At 34.5% G+C, this 17979-nt stretch carries 18 protein-coding genes and 1 tRNA gene; 9 read left to right on the top strand and 10 right to left on the bottom strand.

Annotation, left to right across the window (positions count from 1 at the left end; translation table 11 throughout):
- Positions 1 to 157 precede the first annotated feature (157 nt).
- Positions 158 to 799, bottom strand: coding sequence for a hypothetical protein (locus ABX784_RS04655; protein ID WP_372653188.1), 642 nt, complete (start codon positions 797 to 799; stop codon positions 158 to 160).
- Between the two features lie 219 nt (positions 800 to 1018).
- Here ABX784_RS04655 and ABX784_RS04650 point away from each other — a divergent pair, with 219 nt between their 5' ends.
- Positions 1019 to 1900, top strand: a complete 882-nt coding sequence (locus ABX784_RS04650) for a flagellar basal body-associated FliL family protein (RefSeq protein WP_372653185.1) — start codon at positions 1019 to 1021, stop codon at positions 1898 to 1900.
- A gap of 3 nt (positions 1901 to 1903) precedes the next feature.
- On the opposite strand, the gene ABX784_RS04645 is transcribed toward ABX784_RS04650, so the two are convergent.
- On the bottom strand, positions 1904 to 3145 hold the full coding sequence (locus ABX784_RS04645) for a sigma-54-dependent transcriptional regulator (protein ID WP_372653183.1): 1242 nt from the start codon (positions 3143 to 3145) through the stop codon (positions 1904 to 1906).
- Positions 3146 to 3285: 140 nt separating this feature from the next.
- On the opposite strand from ABX784_RS04645, the gene yihA reads away from it, so the two are divergent.
- Positions 3286 to 3960, top strand: a complete 675-nt coding sequence (yihA, locus tag ABX784_RS04640; protein ID WP_372653180.1) for a ribosome biogenesis GTP-binding protein YihA/YsxC — start codon at positions 3286 to 3288, stop codon at positions 3958 to 3960.
- Between the two features lie 222 nt (positions 3961 to 4182).
- Here yihA and ABX784_RS04635 read toward each other — a convergent pair whose 3' ends face one another.
- On the bottom strand, positions 4183 to 4479 hold the full coding sequence (locus ABX784_RS04635) for a hypothetical protein (RefSeq protein WP_372653177.1): 297 nt from the start codon (positions 4477 to 4479) through the stop codon (positions 4183 to 4185).
- Positions 4480 to 4638: 159 nt separating this feature from the next.
- Between ABX784_RS04635 and ABX784_RS04630 the strand changes: the two genes are divergently transcribed.
- From ABX784_RS04630 to ABX784_RS04605, 6 genes are all read left to right on the top strand, one after another.
- Positions 4639 to 5472 (top strand): lysophospholipid acyltransferase family protein, encoded by an 834-nt coding sequence (locus ABX784_RS04630; RefSeq protein WP_372653175.1) that lies wholly within the window; start codon positions 4639 to 4641, stop codon positions 5470 to 5472.
- Positions 5462 to 6421 carry an NAD-dependent epimerase/dehydratase family protein gene (locus tag ABX784_RS04625; protein ID WP_372653173.1) on the top strand — a complete coding sequence of 320 codons (960 nt, stop codon included), beginning with the start codon at positions 5462 to 5464 and terminating at the stop codon, positions 6419 to 6421. The genes ABX784_RS04630 and ABX784_RS04625 overlap by 11 nt, the downstream gene beginning before the upstream one ends.
- Entirely contained in the window at positions 6400 to 6924 is a 525-nt protein-coding gene (locus ABX784_RS04620; protein ID WP_372653239.1) for a TlpA family protein disulfide reductase, read from the top strand. The genes ABX784_RS04625 and ABX784_RS04620 overlap by 22 nt, the downstream gene beginning before the upstream one ends.
- 164 nt (positions 6925 to 7088) lie before the next feature.
- Positions 7089 to 8504: an anion permease gene (locus tag ABX784_RS04615; protein WP_372653169.1), complete on the top strand. Its 1416-nt coding sequence runs from the start codon at positions 7089 to 7091 to the stop codon at positions 8502 to 8504.
- 186 nt (positions 8505 to 8690) lie between these two features.
- Complete coding sequence (locus tag ABX784_RS04610; protein ID WP_372653166.1) at positions 8691 to 10703, top strand: ATP-grasp domain-containing protein; 2013 nt, start codon at positions 8691 to 8693, stop codon at positions 10701 to 10703.
- Positions 10700 to 11812, top strand: a complete 1113-nt coding sequence (locus ABX784_RS04605) for a P1 family peptidase (protein ID WP_372653164.1) — start codon at positions 10700 to 10702, stop codon at positions 11810 to 11812. The genes ABX784_RS04610 and ABX784_RS04605 overlap by 4 nt, the downstream gene beginning before the upstream one ends.
- A 40-nt stretch (positions 11813 to 11852) precedes the next feature.
- On the opposite strand, the gene ABX784_RS04600 is transcribed toward ABX784_RS04605, so the two are convergent.
- From ABX784_RS04600 to ABX784_RS04580, 5 genes are all read right to left on the bottom strand, one after another.
- Positions 11853 to 12974, bottom strand: a complete 1122-nt coding sequence (locus ABX784_RS04600) for an acetyl-CoA carboxylase biotin carboxylase subunit family protein (protein WP_372653162.1) — start codon at positions 12972 to 12974, stop codon at positions 11853 to 11855.
- A gap of 168 nt (positions 12975 to 13142) precedes the next feature.
- Positions 13143 to 13889 (bottom strand): succinate dehydrogenase/fumarate reductase iron-sulfur subunit, encoded by a 747-nt coding sequence (locus tag ABX784_RS04595; protein WP_372653157.1) that lies wholly within the window; start codon positions 13887 to 13889, stop codon positions 13143 to 13145.
- On the bottom strand, positions 13886 to 15796 hold the full coding sequence (locus ABX784_RS04590) for a fumarate reductase/succinate dehydrogenase flavoprotein subunit (RefSeq protein WP_372653154.1): 1911 nt from the start codon (positions 15794 to 15796) through the stop codon (positions 13886 to 13888). Before ABX784_RS04590 ends, ABX784_RS04595 begins: the two co-directional genes overlap by 4 nt.
- A complete protein-coding gene (locus ABX784_RS04585) occupies positions 15796 to 16458 on the bottom strand; it encodes a succinate dehydrogenase cytochrome b subunit (RefSeq protein WP_372653152.1) in 663 nt (220 codons plus the stop codon). The genes ABX784_RS04590 and ABX784_RS04585 overlap by 1 nt, the downstream gene beginning before the upstream one ends.
- A 140-nt stretch (positions 16459 to 16598) precedes the next feature.
- Positions 16599 to 17393 (bottom strand): DUF808 family protein, encoded by a 795-nt coding sequence (locus ABX784_RS04580; protein WP_372653150.1) that lies wholly within the window; start codon positions 17391 to 17393, stop codon positions 16599 to 16601.
- A 146-nt stretch (positions 17394 to 17539) separates the two neighbouring features.
- Here ABX784_RS04580 and ABX784_RS04575 point away from each other — a divergent pair.
- Positions 17540 to 17625: transfer RNA gene (locus ABX784_RS04575), tRNA-Leu, on the top strand.
- 46 nt (positions 17626 to 17671) lie between these two features.
- Here ABX784_RS04575 and ABX784_RS04570 read toward each other — a convergent pair.
- A complete protein-coding gene (locus ABX784_RS04570) occupies positions 17672 to 17806 on the bottom strand; it encodes a hypothetical protein (RefSeq protein WP_372653148.1) in 135 nt (44 codons plus the stop codon).
- Positions 17778 to 17945, bottom strand: coding sequence for a hypothetical protein (locus ABX784_RS04565; RefSeq protein WP_372653146.1), 168 nt, complete (start codon positions 17943 to 17945; stop codon positions 17778 to 17780). Before ABX784_RS04565 ends, ABX784_RS04570 begins: the two co-directional genes overlap by 29 nt.
- Positions 17946 to 17979 lie beyond the last annotated feature (34 nt).

Below are 17979 nucleotides of genomic sequence, written 5' to 3'. Positions count from 1 at the left end.
GCGTGAATATTTCTATGTATTCATAGGTGTTTAACCGCTATTTTTGGATCCCAATCTTAGGAAAATTGATGGCATTTGGAAAGTGTAGAGCAAAAAAAAGAGGCCTAAAGCCTCTATAAAATAGAACGCGTTGCGCATTCAGAATATGGGTTATGTTTTATTCGAGAATCCAACCACTTACAACACCATTTTCGAAGTAAATTTGCCTTACTTTACTCCCATCATAGAACGACCAGCGCTCATTTTGGTACCTTGGATCTCCAGCAATATCAACTTGCATTGGCCTTCCCCATATTTTCATAATATCTGTTTTCTTCATTCCCATGTCGACCTTAGTATTTGCAGCCCTCATATATCCAAAATCCTTACTTGCAGGAGATCGACTATCTTTCTTATAAGCACTAAAGAATTTTGTACGAATATATTCACTTCTCTCATACTTAGGAAGATTAAGGTAATATGCTTTCTCTGAGTCTGTAGTTAAAGAGTTTCTAACACTTACATAACGATTATAATCTTCATCTGAAAGAGCATTTACTTTTCTTACAATTTCTTTTCTAAGAAGTGTCTTTTGTTGAATCTCCTCTCTAGTGAGTCCATCCAATGGAGTTCTATCCATTATCTCTTGTCGAGTTCGATATGCTTTTCCAGTGTCTCCGGCTGTAGTCTCAAAGTCTTGCCCAGCAACCCAGAATGAATCAGTCTCCCTATCCATTTCATCTATAAACGTTCTACCGGTGAGCAGTTCTGCACAACCCGTTAAACTCAGAGCAAATGCAATAACAAACATTGACTTCATAATTCTCATAATATGATCCGTATCTAAAGTTAAATAAGTACTCGTAATCCTGAATACTATTAGCTCTTCGGAAAATATGGAGATCAAGTAAGAATTTCTAAATGAAAATTGTGATAAGGAAATTTCTTTCAATATCTGAGTAAATATATCCACTGTATAATTAAAGAAACAGATTAAAAGTATTTAAAAATTAACCGATAAGAAGAGCAGGAGGCATGATTGAAGTTTTGGATTAAAATCGAAGCATTTTTAAATTCCATAATTGAAAAGATATATTCTATCTTGGGCAGAGCTATATCAAAATCAACCCCTACAAAAATAAAGAAGACTCTTGACTCTAGTCAAACGAAATATGAAAAGACAAAAGATAGCGCTAAAAAATCTCTTGATCTCCACAGCACAAAGGCAATTACCAGGGCCCTTGATGCTAAAAACAAAACAATAAAAGCTGCAGGAAAAATACAAAGTAAAAGTCTTGAAGTCATTGTTAAGGCCAAAGAAGTTGATTACAAAAAAGTTGAGTATGGAAAACTTATTCTAAGTTTTTTTCTTCTACTATCTCCCGTTTTTTTCAAATTTAAAGCTTGGTTTCTAAACCTAAGTCCAAAGTTTATACTAGGCTCAACCTTTGCACTTACAGCAGCAACTCTATCTTCCATTACAATCTATACACAAAGCCAAAAGATATCAGAAAAAGCAAGTAGTGCCGGAGCAAGAGAGCCAGCATCACAAGTAGATAATGCAACAGAGGCCAGTAAAAGAAAGGGTTACTATAAACTAGATGAAAAAAGATTTAGTATAAATAATATGGTGATGCCTGTTTATATAGGAAGTTCAACAAATCTGAGAGTCCTAAGCTTAGATCTAACTTTTATTAGCTCAAACAAATACATTAAAAGCTTTTTCATTAATAATAGACACCTTATAAAGGATAGACTCAACTCTACCATTCAACCTCTTATTCCAGAGTTTCCTCTCGAGGCCGAAGGTAAAGATATAATAAAAGAGAAGATAAAGTCTGAACTTAATCATCTAATTAAAGACCTTAAAATAAAGGGAGAAATAGAAGAAGTTCATATCAATTCTATACTCGCCGGATAAAGCCTATCCGACCTTAGCTAAGACATTTTTAACAGTATTAACTGATACATCTAGCTTCTTTGCAGCAGTTCTATAGTCACCATTTACTCTAGTAAAAACCTTATTAAAGTAGCCTACTTTGAGTTCTTTATAAGTAATGTATTCATGATCTTCCACACTGAATGAATCAAATGGATTAAAGATTAATTCTTCATCTAATGAATCGAAATCAATCTTACGTCCATTAGTCATAATCATCTTTTTATCTAAATGACCAAATAGCTGTCTTATATTCCCGGGCCATTCTAAATTTAAATAGAACTTTGTGAGTCGATTTGAAATAATACAGTCTCTATTTTTTTGATAGTACTCAATTAATCCTCTAGTCCTGTCTCTATCATTCCTTAGCGAGTTCAGTTTTCGATAAGCTCCACTTGATATCCTAAAATACATATCTTTACGAAAGCTCCCCAGAGTAACCATTTCTTTCAAAGACTTTCCTGAGGCAAAAATTAATCTTACATCAACTGATGATTCTTTATTATCACCCACTCTTCGATACTTTTTTGAATCCAAGAAAAGTAACAACTTTGTCTGTATATCGAGAGGGATAGAGTCAATTTCATCTAAAAATAAAGTTCCATAATCAGCCTCTTTTAATGCTCCTGCTTTATCATGAGTTGCCCCTGTAAAAGATCCCTTAATATGCCCAAAGATTTCAGATTCAATTAAGTTATGAGAGAATGAAGCGAGATTTAAATGTATAAATGGACCAATTCTTTGACTTTCCTCGTGAACCTTCTTTGCATAATAGGACTTACCAGTTCCAGTTTCTCCTTCAAATAATATATTTAAATTTGACTTAATGACTCTCTCACAAAATCCAGCTTCTTCTTGAATCTCTTTTTTAGAGTCATTAAAGATGAGTCGGTTATGTGCAATATCAACCTTATCTCCATCAGATATAATTGCATTGAGAACTATATTTCCATTTAATCGAAAGGGTTTACCATTTAAGCTCTTTAAAAAGTAATACATCTTCCCTTCTAAACTTTGCCACTTTAGCGATAGATCAATGCTTTCATTTGCTAAAGTAGGTAGGCTTAAGGTGTAATTCTCCTGTCCAAACAAGTCATTTCTTGCTGAAGTTAACATATACTCAGTTCTATTCAACGTTATCTCTTTAGTCTTACCATAGAGGGGTTTTAGAGTGATTTTTGAGTAATACTTTGAACTTTCTTCTAAATCTTGACTAAATACCTTCATATAAACTCCTTTTTTTCACTTTATAAGAACTTTTTTCAATCAAGACATTTTCATATTTTGTGCCATACTATATAAAGTCATTTCAATAATTTAGATTCAAGACAGGTTCAGTTTATAGACCACTTGAGAGGAATAAGACCATGGCATTCGAGATCGCAAGAGAAACTTCAACATTTAAATATGGGATGAGTAATCCTGAACAACTTCATGAATGGTTGAAAGAAAACCCTCAGGCAATCGGGCTAGGCTTCGTAGGAAGATCAAATGTTGGAAAGTCTAGTACTATCAATACTCTGTTTGGAAATAAGATAGCGAAAGTTTCTAAAACTCCAGGACGAACAAGAGAAATTAATATTTTCACTTTCAAGCTAAAGAATGACGGAAAGATTATAGAAGATATGCCAGAGTTCTACTTTTATGACTTACCTGGATACGGGCATGCGGAAGTATCAAAAGAAATGTCAAAGAACTGGGAAGCTCTAATGTCTACCTTCTTTGCTGATATATCTCTACACACTCTGATGGTTAATATTCAAGATGCAAGACATCCAAACCAAAAATCAGATCAAGAGTTTCACCAATTTTTAAAAAACTTCAACTTTGAAACATTTCTTCTTTTTAACAAAATAGATAAGTTAAAAAAACAAAAAGAAAGAGCTGCTCTCAACAAACTAAAGCCTGTACTTTCTAAAGAATTTAAATGGGTAAGACAGATCTACTTCACTTCAGCTGAGAAAAAAGATGGATTAGCTCAAGTAGAGGAAGCAATTATCTCCTATTTATTAAGACAGAGAGACCTACTAGAATCAATGTAATGGATTCTAATTTAGTAATAACTTTCACCGCTATATTTCTATACTATATAGTGATTTTAAACATCACCCTTGTCTTCTTTGCTAGACCTGACTTCTTGAAAAGATTTTCTTTTAACTATGGAAACGTGCAAATAAGAGTTGTATTTGCACTACTTCTTTTTCTAAGTAGTGCATGTCTTGGCGTATTTGCATGTGTTTTAAGATATTTTAATAGTATAATTGTTATTTAGAATTCTTTTTTATATCAATTACGTCACTCTCTATCTTCTCTAAATCAAACTCACATGACTTAATTGAGTTTACAAGCTCTTTTACTCTTTCATTTTCAAAGCTAAGCTCTCCGCTCTCTATTGCCTTAAAAGTTATGTGACCCAACTCTTCATACGACTCATGTAATGCAGTATTTGTCTTAGAAGCTGAAAGCATCTTTTTACCAATTTCTGTTGTTTTCTTTAGCTCTTCTTGGCATACCTGAACGATCTCATTGAAGCGATCCTTCCACTGTGGTTGTTTTTGCATTAATACCTCCGGACTAAATAAGTCACTATTTCTACTCACGATTATACCACTAATAGAGCCCTTGAAAAGAGGTACATTTTTAAATATATGGTAAAGACTGTCCCCTTCCCCAAACCTCATGTAAGCCTCTACAATTAAAGAACTATGTTAAAAGAAATAATGGAAACAGTAAATTTTAAGACATCCTCCGAGGATAGAAAGAAGATCGATCAAGTATTTTCTAAACTCTACTCTATTTATGGAGAGAGTGAAGACCCTTGGGGTCTAGACCTACATAGAACAAAGTCTAGTACTGAATATATTTGGCCTATTTATAAAAACTATTTCAAAGTAAGAGTATTTGGAAAAGAAAATGTAGAAGATAGGCCTTATATGATCACATCAAATCATACAGGGCAAATTGCCATTGATGGAATGTTAATTTCAACAGCATTTGCTATTGAAATGGAAAGGCCAAGAATACTAAGAGCAATGGTTGAACGTTTTTTTACAGGACTTCCATTCCTTGGAACTTGGGCAGCACAAGGAGGCGCAGTTCTTGGAGATAGACAAAACTGTGAGAAGCTTTTAGAGAGAAATCAATCTGTTTTAGTTTTCCCAGAAGGCGTTAAGGGTGTTTCTAAAAGTACAAAAGACTTTTACAAGGTTCAAAGTTTTACCAGAGGATTTTTTAGAATAGCACTCAGCTCAGGAGTACCAATACTTCCCATTGCTGTTGTTGGCGCAGAGGAATTCTTTCCATATGTATATCAGGCAAAGTCTATTGCAAAAAAACTAGGTCTACCTGCACTGCCTTTAAGTGCTAACTATATTCCACTACCATCACCAATTGATATCTATATTGGAGAACCCTACTCTCCACCGAAACACTTAAATGCCGATTCAAGTGATAAAGATATAGATCATCACATATTTGAAATAGAGAGTATCATCCAAAAGATGACGGATGATGGTTTGAAAAAGAGAAGGAAGTTCTGGGCAAATGTTAAGTAAAAAAAAGAAAATATTAATTATAGGTGCTGCCGGTGGACTTGCTCGAATACTCACAAGCATTCTCTCAAAGAGAAACCCTGATGATGAGATAATAGGAGTTGACTCTAGACCTCAATCAGAAGAATTTAAAAGAGATAATGTACAATTTTTAAAAATTAAATATACACGTGGTAATTTCGAAAAGTTATTTAGAGATAACGAATTCTACGCAGTTTATCACTTAGCTCGAATGAGTCATGCTTACTCTAATAAATCTAACCTAGCACAAAGACTAGACTTAAATATTATGGGAACTAGTAGGATACTCGAGCTCGCACTAAAGTTTCATGTTAAGAAAATGATTATCTTAAGCACTTATCATGTATATGGTGCCCTATCGGATAATTCTACATTTTTAAAAGAAGATGCTCCGTTAAAAGCAAGTATAAATCATCCAGAATTAAGAGATGTTACAGAAATGGATCAACTTGCTACAAATTGGATGTGGAAAAATCAACATCGAATAGAAACAGTTGTTCTTAGACCTTGTAGTATTATTGGACCACAAATAAGAAATTCAATGAGCCAATACCTTACGACAAAATATGTTCCACTTGGAATTGACTACAATCCCATGTTTCAATTCATTCATGAATTTGATATGGCAAATATTCTATCAAAGTCATTAGATGAGATACCTACAGGCATTTATAATGTTGCACCTGATGAAGTTGTAAGCTTAAGAAAAGCGAAAGAGCTGATTGGACTTCCTTCATTAAGATTACCTCTTATCACTCTAACACCAATGACTCTTGCAGTTAAAAAAATATGGAACTTCCCTGACTATCTTATTGAATACATAAAGTTTAGTTGTATTATTGATAATACAGAATTAAAGAAGCACCTAAAGAAGGACTTCCTTCGCTTCTCAACTAAAGAGGCCCTTGAATTATTAAAATTAAAACTCTAATCAAAAAATACTTAAGTAACTTCATTTTTTCGCTAGTTTTAATATTTTTAGTTATTAAACAAGCCCCTATTTTTATTAAGAACTATAATAAAGAAAATCAGAAGATAAATACTATTCAGGCCCATAGCCTAGTAACAAATAATACTTTTTCTTTCCCTAGAAATGAAAAATCAGTTTTGATTATGTGGGCAACTTGGTGTGCTCCCTGCAAAATAGAGATGTCAAGAATTCAAAATTCTATTGATAGCGGAACTATCCCTGCCGAGAGAGTATATGCAATGAATTTATTTGAAGATGATTACACTTCAAAGAAGTTCATTAAAGAAAGTAAGTATTTATTTAACTTTATCTCAAAAGATGAGTCCCTTATAAATCAACTAGAAGCTAAAGCAACCCCGACGACGTATCTTTTTGATAATAATAGTATCTACAAAGCATCAACCGGAATGAGTATAATTGGAATCTACCAACTAGAAAATTACTTATCTAATAAAACGAACTAGGTCCCCATTCACTTGACCGATGATATTTCGAATCTTTCATCATCAATACACTTATATCTCTAATTTAACTTTTATCTAAAAGTGACCAATATCATTGATAATTTCAAATATAGGCATACAATCAATAAATACACATTATTTATAATCTAAATAAGGAATCTTTCATGAAAAATACAGAGGTCAGTATTGTGAAGCTCGCAATTACTTTTGCTATTGGTCTAGTTATCTGGTTTATTCCAGTTCCCCAAGGTTTAGATATTAGGGCCTGGCATCTCTTTGCCATCTTTCTCTCTACTATTATTGGAATCATTTTAAAGGCCTTACCGATGGGCTCAATCTGTATGACAGGATTAGCTGTCTCTTTATTTACAGGAACTTTAAATCTGAAAACGGAGGCCCTTACAGGATTCTCAAACAGTACAATTTGGCTAATTGTTATTGCATTCTTTATTGCGAGAGGATTTATTAAGACTGGTCTTGGTACAAGGATCGCTTACTTCTTTATCTATATTCTTGGAAAGAAAACTCTTGGACTTTCCTATGGGCTTGCCCTCACTGACTTAGTTCTAGCTCCAGTCACACCTTCAAATACTGCTAGAGCTGGAGGGGTTATATTTCCAATAATGAAGTCTCTCTCACATAGCTATGGATCTGACCCCAACGAACCCTCTAGAAAAAAGATAGGAGAATTCTTAACTCTCTCTTGTTTCCATGTAGATATGATCACTTCAGCAATGTTTATGACAGCAATGGCGGCCAACCCACTAATTGCTCAATTTGCAGGTGAGAACGGCGTAAAGCTAACATGGGGAACATGGGCGTTAGCAGCAGTTGTACCTGGACTCGTCTCTCTAGCTATTATCCCTCTAATTATCTATAAGATATATAAACCTGAAATAACAGAAACTCCAAATGCAAAAGAGCATGCTAGAGAAAGCCTTCAAAAAATGGGCCCAATGACAAAGTCAGAGTGGACAATGATTGGAGTATTTATCTTTTTGATAACCCTATGGATCTTTGGAGGAACTTTAGGTATTCCATCTACAACAACTGCCTTTGGAGGGCTCTCTGTATTACTAATTAGTGGAGTACTCTCGTGGGAAGATATCAAGAGCGAAAAAGGAGCTTGGGATACTCTCATTTGGTTTGGAGTTTTAGTTATGATGGCGAGCTACTTAAATAAACTAGGCTTTATTCCTTGGTTTAGCCAATTTGTCTCTTCAGAAGTAACAGGTATGCCCTGGACAACGGCCTTTCCAATTCTTCTTGGAGTCTATTTCTATTCTCACTATATTTTTGCCTCTTCGACAGCCCATGTAACAGCTATGGCCGCAGTCTTTATGTTAGTAGGTATTAACGTAGGAGTTCCACCAATGCTTATGGCAATCTCTCTAGGTTTCTTTTCAAACCTATTTGGATGTCTTACTCACTATGGAGCAGGACCTGCCCCAGTATTCTTTGGAGCTGGTTTTGTTGACTTGTCAGACTGGTGGAAGGCCGGCTTTGGAATCTCTGTAATAAATATTCTAATCTGGATGATCATAGGTGGAATATGGTGGAAAGTCTTAGGACTATATTAATATAAGATAATTTAGAAAAAAATATCTGCTCTTTAAGTAGCTTCTTAAAGGGCAGACTCCAAGCTCAAGAAAGACTTAACTCCCCTCTCAAATTAGTTAAAAAAACGCTCTCAATTTTATATCTTTAAATTTCAACATCAGCTATTATTCGAGTGAATAACCTTAAAACTGAAATGGTGAGTTTTTATGAAAATTGCATTTGTCTACAATTTGAAAAGGTCTGACTCAATTGAAGAAGCAGAATTTGACACACAAGATGTTATCAACTCAATAAGCGGAGGTCTTAAGGGAAAAGAAAATGAGATCATCCCTATAGAAATGACTAAGGATGGAAAATGGATTGACCTACTAAAGGCATCTACACCAGACATTGTTTTTAACACAGCAGAGGGTTACTTAGGGATGGGGAGAGAGGCATATGCTCCAACTGTTTTTGAACAACTTAATCTCAACTATGTAGGATCAGGACCCTATGCTTGTTTTCTAACCCTGGATAAATTCTTATGTAAAAGTGTTGTTATGTCTAAAGGAGTTCCTGCTCCGAAAGGTTATTTCATCTCTAGTACACAAGAGATTGACCTTATCGCTGATGAATTAAACTATCCAGTATTTGTGAAACCTAACTTTGAAGGTTCTTCAAAAGGTATTACACAAGATTCAAAGTGTATTAATAAAAGTAACTTTTTAAAATATGCCAAAAAATCACTCAAGGAATTTTCTCACGGGTTAATAGTAGAGTCATATATTGAAGGTAAAGATATTACAATTCCCTACATTGCGGGATTAGGTAGCGATGGAGTTTTAGAACCCATTGAATACATCGGAACATCAGTAGGAGAATCAAATATTTATGACTATGAAATGAAAAATGGTGATGATGACTTGATCAGTGTACTATGCCCTGCCAACATTCCTTCCGAAGTGAATATAAAAATCAAAGAGTATATGAAAATAGTAGTAACTTCTCTTGGAATAAATGATATGGCACGAGCTGATTTTAGAGTTACTCCTAATGGAGATATTTTCTTTATAGAAGTCAATGCGCTCCCAAGCCTCCAAGAGGGTGCTGGAATTTTTGCTGCAACTTCACTACTAGGTTTAGATTATGGACAAACAATCTCTAAGATTCTTGAGGGAGCAATTAATAGACCTGAAAACTCAGGAATCAAGAAAGTTAGATCTTTAAAGAAAACAAAACCAAACGTAGCACTAGTTTATAATCTAAAAAGAAAGAAGCCAGGAGAGGATGGTTACGAGATCGAGGCCGAATTTGATTCGCTAGACACTGTGAATGCAATAAGAGATGCAATTGAGTTTAATAACTTTGACTGTAAAATGATTGAAGCAAACAAAGAATTAACGTCAAATCTAGAAAGAGAAAAGATAGATGTTGTTTTTAATATTGCTGAAGGAATTAATAAGTCTTCCAGAGAGGCCCAAGTTCCAGCTCTATGTGATTTATTAAATATTGAACACACTGGAAGTGATGCCACTTGCCTATGTCTAACACTCAACAAGTCTATTGCTTCAAAAGTTGTAGCTCAATCAGGATTTCATGTTCCCAAATCTGCACTTATAAATCCTAAGTCTAAGAAATACAATCATGACTTAACCTACCCAATTATTATAAAACCTAATCAAGAAGGATCATCTAAGGGGATATACAACAACTCCGTTGTAAATAACGATGACGAATTAAAGACATTTATTACAGAGAGGTTTAGCGACTTCAACTCTTTACTACTTGCAGAAGAGTATATTCTAGGACGAGAAATTACTGTAGGACTCATAGAGAGTTCGACTGTTAAAGTTATTGGTATGAGTGAAATAACCTTCAAAGGTGATAGTAAATATCCTGTGTATTCTTATGAACTCAAGCAAATTGATGACCCTCTTAATAACTCAGAGTTTCAAGTCATTAGTCCTCCAGATATAAATGAGAAACTAAAGAGCTCTCTATTAAAGACATCAAAAGGTATCTTCAAGGCCACTGGCTGTAGGGATGTTGCTCGAATTGACTTTAGAATTACTGATGATGAAAAGATTTACTTTATTGAAGTAAATCCACTCCCAGGACTAAGTCCAAACTTTAGCGACCTTCCAATTATTGCTGATAAGAATGGGCTTAACTATAACAAGTTAATAAACAAAATCTTAAGGCCAGCGATCACACGCTGGAGAAAGAGTAGTCAATTATGAAAAAAAATATACCACCACAAGGTATTAGAGATCTTGGTGTAAAAATTGGAGAAATGCCTACTGGTAAGTTCAACTCAATTACAGACGTAAAGGGAGTTAAAGTAGGACATTGTACACTTGATCAAGAAGAGAATATTAGAACAGGCGTTACTGTAATTATGCCAAACGAAAATATATTCAACAAAAAGTTAATAGCAGGGAGCTTTATTCTAAATGGAGCAGGAGAACTCTCGGGAATCACTCAAATTAAAGAGTGGGGAATTCTTGAAACCCCTATTGCTCTAACAAACACAATGTCGGTAGGTCATGTAGGACAAGGCATTAGTAAATGGATGAGTAAGAAGTTCAATAAGATCTGGGACCAAAGGTATGTAATTATACCTGTTGTTGGCGAATGTGATGATAGCTTCTTGAACGATAGTATAAACTTTCACATAGAAGAAAAGCATGTTCTTGAAGCTATCAAAGATTGTAAAACGGGAGAATTTCCACAAGGCTCTGTTGGTGGTGGAACCGGAATGGTTTGCTGTGACCTAAAAGGTGGTATTGGAAGCTCTAGTAGAATCGTCAGTATGGAAGGAATTGATTACACTGTTGGCGTTTTAGTTATGTCTAATTTTGGGTATATGAAAGATATGAAGATTGATGGCTACCCTGTTGGTCAAATTCTTGAACCCCTTCAAGGTGAATACTTAAAAAGAGTAGATAACTATGGTTCAATAATTGTAGTCGTCGCTACGGATATACCGTGTACAGTAAATCAAATTAACAGGCTCTGTAAGCGTGCAGCTCTTGGAATAGGAAGAGTCGGTACAATAGCAGCACATGGGAGTGGTGAAATTGTAGTAGGTTTTTCAACAGGAAATGTCCTAAAACACGATAATAAAAAACCTCACTCAAAGCTCAATGTAATTATGGAAGACCACATGAATGGTGCCTACAGAGCCGTTATAGAGGCAACAGAAGAAGCTATTCTAAACTCTCTAAGTTATTCGGATACAATGAAAGGTCTAGATAATCATGAAGTCCCAGGTATTGATAGGTTTGAACTTAAAAATATTATAGAGAAATTTACTAATTTAAAAGAGAAGCTAAGAGATAAATACTAATAATATAACTTGAGACTTAGCATAACAAACTAAGTCTCATTTAAAGAGATATCTCTAAAAGCTTATAGAATTTATTAATGTCATCTAATAACTCTCTAGAGTTCGTATTAGATAAGAGAGCGTGTCCATAGTCTTCCCCTACACCTTCTCTTGATTGAACCTGATCACCAACTTTAATCTTTAATTTAAACTTTTTTAGACTTTTTAGATTTTTAATATTCTCCACACCTAAAATACTAGAAACGACCCCTTCTCCTGGGTGGATAATGATGGAGCAAGAGTTATTTTCTTTAACCTCAAGTTTTAAGTCTTCAATATTCATTTCTACTTGTAAGAATAATTTCCAAAAATTCTGACCATAAGCTAAATCTAAAGCATCCATAATATAGCCTCCAGGAGGTCTCAGCGCAACTTCACCAAAGACAATCTCTCCACCTTCCAGTATATAGTATTCTAAATGAGTCATTCCCCATTTTATATTAAGTGCCTTTATCACTTCAAAGTTTAATGAATTTATTCTCTCTTTAATCTTTTTCTCATATTGACCAGGAAGAATGTTACACTCTCCATTCTTATAGTATTGAGTAATATTTGAAAAAAATATTTCTCCATCTTTTATAAAGGACTCAATACTTCCCTCGGTTCCCTTTAGGGCCTTTTCAAAATAAGAGTCTGAATTCATAGATGTTTTAACTTCTTCCTCTGTCGTTAAAAAGCGTACTCCTCTACCACCAGAGCTAAGCCTAATTTTACTAACAACAGGTAAGCCTAATTTTTCAACAATCTGTTCAGACTTCATTCCTCTAGAAGGTAGAAATTTAGTCATAGGTATATTCTTTTTGGATAAGTATTTTTTCATTTCGAGCTTGTCAGTACATCTTGAAATAACACTATCTTTATTTCTATAAAGATCTAGCCATCTCCTAATTTTACTTGCAGGAATAACTGCTGATTCGGTAGATGCAATAACATGAGTAATAGAGGAAAATTCCTCAAGGTAACCATTTAAATCTTCTATCTTTTCTGGAAATCTAGAGATAATCACTTTTTGAGATCTTCGAGGATTAATCAATTCTTTCTCTGACCATATTATATAGTCAATATTCATCTCTTCTAGGTTTCTAGCCGCCCCTGACCTAAATCCCATCAATAGAACACTCATATCCCCTCTCTACTTTTTGATTATCACCTCAGTTATTCATACTAAAAGTATATAGTGGATATAAATATAATTTAAAGATAAATAGTAATATTTTTCGATGAGTCTAGCTTAGTCCCAAACCATATTTAGCTTGAGACTAACTCTGTAGAAGAGGTATTTTAAGAATTATTATGACTTAAAGATTTTAGCTTTTAATAAATCAAAATTCATTTTAGCTATATTTGTGATTGAAATACTTTCCGGACATTCAATTTCACAAGATCCAGTGAAAGAACAGTGACCAAAGTCTTCTAATTCCATTCTTTCAGTCATATCTAATACTCTTTTAGTACTTTCTGTTTTCCCTTGAGGTAAAATATTTAAATGATTAATTTTTGCAGATGTAAATAGTGCCGCAGAAGAGTTCTTACAAGTGGCAACACAAGCTCCACAACCAATACAAGCGGCCATATCCATAGCTGTATCAGCGATATCTTTCCCGACGAGAATTGAGTTTGCCTCAGGGGCTGTCCCAGTCTTTGCTGTAATAAAGCCACCGCTTTGTATAATTCTATCAAATGAACTTCTATCAACCACTAGGTCTTTTATAATTGGAAATGCCTTAGCTCTCCAAGGCTCTACAACAATGACCTCTCCCTCTTTAAAGCTTCTCATATGTAGCTGACAAGTTGTTGTATTGGAATGAGGTCCATTAGCTCGACCATTTATAAAGACTCCACATTGTCCACAGATTCCTTCACGACAATCATGGTCAAAAGCAACAACACCTTTCCCTTCCTCTACAAGGCTTTCATTTAAAGCATCTAAGGCCTCTAAAAAGGACATTTCTTCTGAGATATTATCTACTTCATATTCTACAAAACGACCTTCATCACTATTATTATTCTGTCTCCAAATTTTGAACGTAACTCTCATTTATACGACCTTACAGTTGGTTTAACATATTCAAACTTTAACTCTTCTTTATGTAGCTTGAAGTCTCCATCGTTATATTCCCATGCAGAAACATAACTAAAATTTTCATCATTTCTAACAGCTTCACCTTCCGCACTTTGATACTCTTCTCTAAAGTGTGCACCACAAGACTCTTCTCTTTGAAGAGCATCTACACACATTAACTCAGCAAGTTCAATAAAGTCTGCTAATCGAAGACCTTTTTCAAGTTCAGGATTTAGCTCTTTATCAGATCCAGTAATAGAGACTTCCTCCCAGAAGGACTTTTTTATTTCTTTAATTTCTTTAATAGCTTGCTCTAGACCAATTTTACTTCTGCTCATGGCACATTCTTGCCACATAACTTTTCCAAGTTTTCGATGAAAGTGATCAACAGTCTTAGAGCCTTTAGTATTAATAAGCTTTTCAATTTTTCTCTTAACTATTACTTGGGCCTTATCAAATTCCTCATGATCTACTGTTGGTACTTCTTGGTTAAGTTCTCCAGCCAAATAATTATTAATTGTATTTGGTAAGATAAAGTAACCATCAATACTCGCCTGAAGTAATGAATTTGCTCCTAGACGATTAGCCCCATGATCTGAATAATTGGCTTCACCAACAGCATAGAGCCCATTGATAGTTGTCATAAGTTCATAATCAACCCACAATCCTCCCATAGAGAAGTGTGCAGCAGGAGATATTTTCATTGGTTGTTTATAGGCATCTATACCTGTAATCTTTAAATACATTTCAAAGAGATTTCCATACTTATCTGTAATTTTATCTTTTCCTTGCTTAGCAATTGCATGCTTGAAATCAAGATATACAGCATTCTTTAAAGGACCTACTCCATGTCCAGCATCAATTCTCTCTTTTGCAGCTCTAGAAGCGATATCTCTTGGACTGAGATTTCCAAAGCTTGGATATTTTCTTTCAAGATAGTAGTCTCTTTCGTCTTCAGGAATATCTGCAGGATTACGATTATCACCTTTTTTTAATGGCACCCAAATTCTTCCATCATTTCTAAGAGACTCAGACATGAGAGTTAATTTAGATTGCGTATCACTAGATTGTGGAAGTGCAGTTGGATGAATCTGAGTAAAGCTTGGTCCAGCAAATAAGGCACCTTTCTTATGTGCGGCCCAAATAGCTGATCCATTACATCCTATCGCTAGAGTTGAGAGTCTAAACACTCTTGAATATCCTCCTGTAGCAAGAACTACTGCATGAGCACTATGTTTTCTTATTTCTCCAGTAATCAAGTCTCTAGTAATTATTCCTCTAGCTTTTCCATCAACAAGAACAAGGTCAAGCATTTCTTCTCTGGTATTCATTTTCACACCACCAGAGGCGACCATTTTTGAAAGTTGAGAATAAGCTGCAACTAAAAGCTGTTGCCCAGTTTGTCCTCTAGCATAGAATGTTCTTTGAACTTGTACTCCACCAAAACTTCTATTTGTTAGAACACCACCATACTCTCTAGCAAAAGGAACTCCTTGCTGAGAAAAGTGATCAATAAGCGGTGCCGATAATTGAGCGAGTCTATAGACATTGGCTTCCCTAGATCTAAAGTCTCCCCCCTTTAAAGTGTCATAAAACATTCTCCAGACACTATCCCCATCGTGTTGATAATTCTTAGCTGCGTTTACACCGCCCTGAGCGGCTACAGAGTGAGCTCTTCTTGGCGTATCTTGGTAACAAAAACAGTTAACTTTGTAACCTAGTTCAGCTAGTGTCGCAGCTGCCCCTGCTCCTGAAAGTCCAGAGCCAACAACAATAACTTCAAACTTCTTTTTATTAGCTGTATTAACAAGCTTGCACTGATCCTGATACTTAGACCACTTTTTCTCCAGATCACCCTCTGGTATTTTTGCATCTAACTTCACTATAATCCTCTCATGTAGACAACAATAGGAATAATTGAAAAACCAATTAGAACTATGATTGAAAAGATATTTCCTAACAATGCTATCTTCTTTATATAACTCAAATTATAAAGACCTAAAGTTTTAAATGCGCTCGAAAAGCCATGCTTAATATGCATCGCCAGAGGAATCATAAATACAACATAGATCAAAACATAGTATGGATTTTTAAATAATTCAGTCGTAACAAGATAGACGTCTTTTAGTCCATTAGCATCCAACGGAACAGCCTCTCCAAATCCCAACTTAATTCTCCACCAAAAATTTGAGAGATGGATAATAATAAAAATTAGAATGGAAAAACCTAATAGCCCCATATTTTGAGAGGTCCAAGAGCTACTTTCAATTGTATTATTTAAAAGATATTTTTTTCCCTGTGCTCTTTTATTTTTGATAGTTATTAGAGCAGCATAGATAGAATGTAATATTATAGAAAGGTAGAGAAATATAGAGACCACCTTAATAAATACATTCCCTCCCAATTTGTCAGAGTACGCATTATACAAGTTATGAGATATATCTGACGGAAGTAAGAGGATTAAGTTTCCTCCTAAATGAACAACAAGAAAAACACAAAGAAATAGGCCAGAGAAGGCCATAATATTTTTTCTAACAAAAAGCATAATCCACCTTAAATATTTTTTACTTATTATACTTCTTAGAGTTTGATAAAAATATATTATTTATCTTTAGGGACTATGATTTTTCTCAGTATTCTAAGCGACTAGAAAATGACGCGGAAAGATAAGTTAATAGTAGTGACTCATTTTAATTTATTAATAAGGATTACAAAGTATAAGCTAATTCCCCCAGAGATAACTCCAAAGATAAAGTTTTGTAGAAATTCTAATGGGATTACCTGAATATGAAACGAATGAGTAAATATACCTCCGGCCACTAGAAACATAGCAATAGTTCCAACAATACTTAATAATTTCATAAAAACTGGCATTGAGTTTAAAAGACTGATTCCAATTCTTTTATGTCCTCTAAGTGCTAAATAACTTCCAAAGTCATCAACTTTAACGATGATGGCTACTAATCCATAAATGATAATAGAAGCAAGTAACCCAACAATACAAAGAGTAGATACTACTTCTAGATATGCTCCACTTATATAGCTCTTAGCTAGCATTATAATTTCTGCTGACAAGACAAGGTCAGTTCTCACAGCTCCTTTTATTCTTTCTTGTTCAGAGCTAGCTTCTTTACTAATTTTCTCTACTTTAAAAAAGTAATCTACAACTTTATGCATCCCCTCATACGAAAGAAATAATCCTCCAGCGATAAGGAGAATTGTATTCACTGGTGAATAGATATAATCAATAAGTAAGATAGAAGAAATAGCGATAACTTTATTTAAAAGAGATCCTTTAAATATACTCCATACAATTGGTAACTCTCTCGTTGAGTGAACTCCGTCTACTTGATTAGCGTTAACGGCTAAGTCATCGCTCATGACAGCTGAAGTTTTCTTTAGAGCAACTTTGGTCATTACACCAACATCATCCATTACTGCTGCTACATCATCTAGAAGAGCTAATAAACTATATGCCATATGAAACCTTTTTATAAAGACTCTGATTCAATGCAATTAATTTATCAGTTACACTATCAAGTGGAAAGAAGGAGTGCCGCCAACTTATATATTTATATATTAGTAATTGACTATTAAAAGACTAATTCTTACTATTAGTGTTCTATGCCCCTGTGGTGAAATGGTAAACACAACGGATTCAAAATCCGTCGACCGCAAGGTCTTGCGAGTTCAAGTCTCGCTGGGGGCACCATTAATATAAAAAAGCCTAGTTTTATACTAGGCTTTTTTGATTCTTATTAAAATCTCTTATCAACAGTTACAAAGACAGCTCCATCAGCAAATGGAGTCACTGTGATTTTTGTATTATCTTTTTTATAAACATCTATATCCGGTCCTCCCAAATCAGAAAGAGAATGGAGAATAGGCTTCACGATTTTTATTCTTCTCTTTACTTGCTTCTACGAAATCATAAATAGTCTTTTCTTTTACTGCATCTGCTTCTTTATAGAGGTCTAGGGCAAAACTTGGATATTGAGATAGAAGCACACAAAAGACTATTAACCTTTTCATAACCATTTCCTTTTCAACATTCTAGTACTGATTA

It is taken from the genome of Halobacteriovorax sp. (assembly GCF_041587335.1).
Lineage (GTDB): Bacteria > Bdellovibrionota > Bacteriovoracia > Bacteriovoracales > Bacteriovoracaceae > Halobacteriovorax.
Note: the sequence above shows the minus strand (reverse complement) of the source record. Positions and strands in the feature narration are given on the sequence as shown.

What these genes read in the sequence shown, in the direction of transcription:
- ABX784_RS04630 (WP_372653175.1), top strand. Translation starts at nt 4,639, where the DNA reads ATGGAAACAGTAAATTTTAAGACATCCTCCGAGGATAGAAAGAAGATC.
- ABX784_RS04625 (WP_372653173.1), top strand. Translation starts at nt 5,462, where the DNA reads ATGTTAAGTAAAAAAAAGAAAATATTAATTATAGGTGCTGCCGGTGGA.
- ABX784_RS04615 (WP_372653169.1), top strand. Translation starts at nt 7,089, where the DNA reads ATGAAAAATACAGAGGTCAGTATTGTGAAGCTCGCAATTACTTTTGCT.
- ABX784_RS04600 (WP_372653162.1), bottom strand. Translation starts at nt 12,974, where the DNA reads ATGAGTGTTCTATTGATGGGATTTAGGTCAGGGGCGGCTAGAAACCTA.
- ABX784_RS04655 (WP_372653188.1), bottom strand. Translation starts at nt 799, where the DNA reads ATGAAGTCAATGTTTGTTATTGCATTTGCTCTGAGTTTAACGGGTTGT.
- ABX784_RS04605 (WP_372653164.1), top strand. Translation starts at nt 10,700, where the DNA reads ATGAAAAAAAATATACCACCACAAGGTATTAGAGATCTTGGTGTAAAA.
- ABX784_RS04635 (WP_372653177.1), bottom strand. Translation starts at nt 4,479, where the DNA reads ATGCAAAAACAACCACAGTGGAAGGATCGCTTCAATGAGATCGTTCAG.
- ABX784_RS04610 (WP_372653166.1), top strand. Translation starts at nt 8,691, where the DNA reads ATGAAAATTGCATTTGTCTACAATTTGAAAAGGTCTGACTCAATTGAA.
- yihA (WP_372653180.1), top strand. Translation starts at nt 3,286, where the DNA reads ATGGCATTCGAGATCGCAAGAGAAACTTCAACATTTAAATATGGGATG.
- ABX784_RS04585 (WP_372653152.1), bottom strand. Translation starts at nt 16,458, where the DNA reads ATGCTTTTTGTTAGAAAAAATATTATGGCCTTCTCTGGCCTATTTCTT.
- ABX784_RS04565 (WP_372653146.1), bottom strand. Translation starts at nt 17,945, where the DNA reads ATGAAAAGGTTAATAGTCTTTTGTGTGCTTCTATCTCAATATCCAAGT.
- ABX784_RS04595 (WP_372653157.1), bottom strand. Translation starts at nt 13,889, where the DNA reads ATGAGAGTTACGTTCAAAATTTGGAGACAGAATAATAATAGTGATGAA.
- ABX784_RS04645 (WP_372653183.1), bottom strand. Translation starts at nt 3,145, where the DNA reads ATGAAGGTATTTAGTCAAGATTTAGAAGAAAGTTCAAAGTATTACTCA.
- ABX784_RS04580 (WP_372653150.1), bottom strand. Translation starts at nt 17,393, where the DNA reads ATGGCATATAGTTTATTAGCTCTTCTAGATGATGTAGCAGCAGTAATG.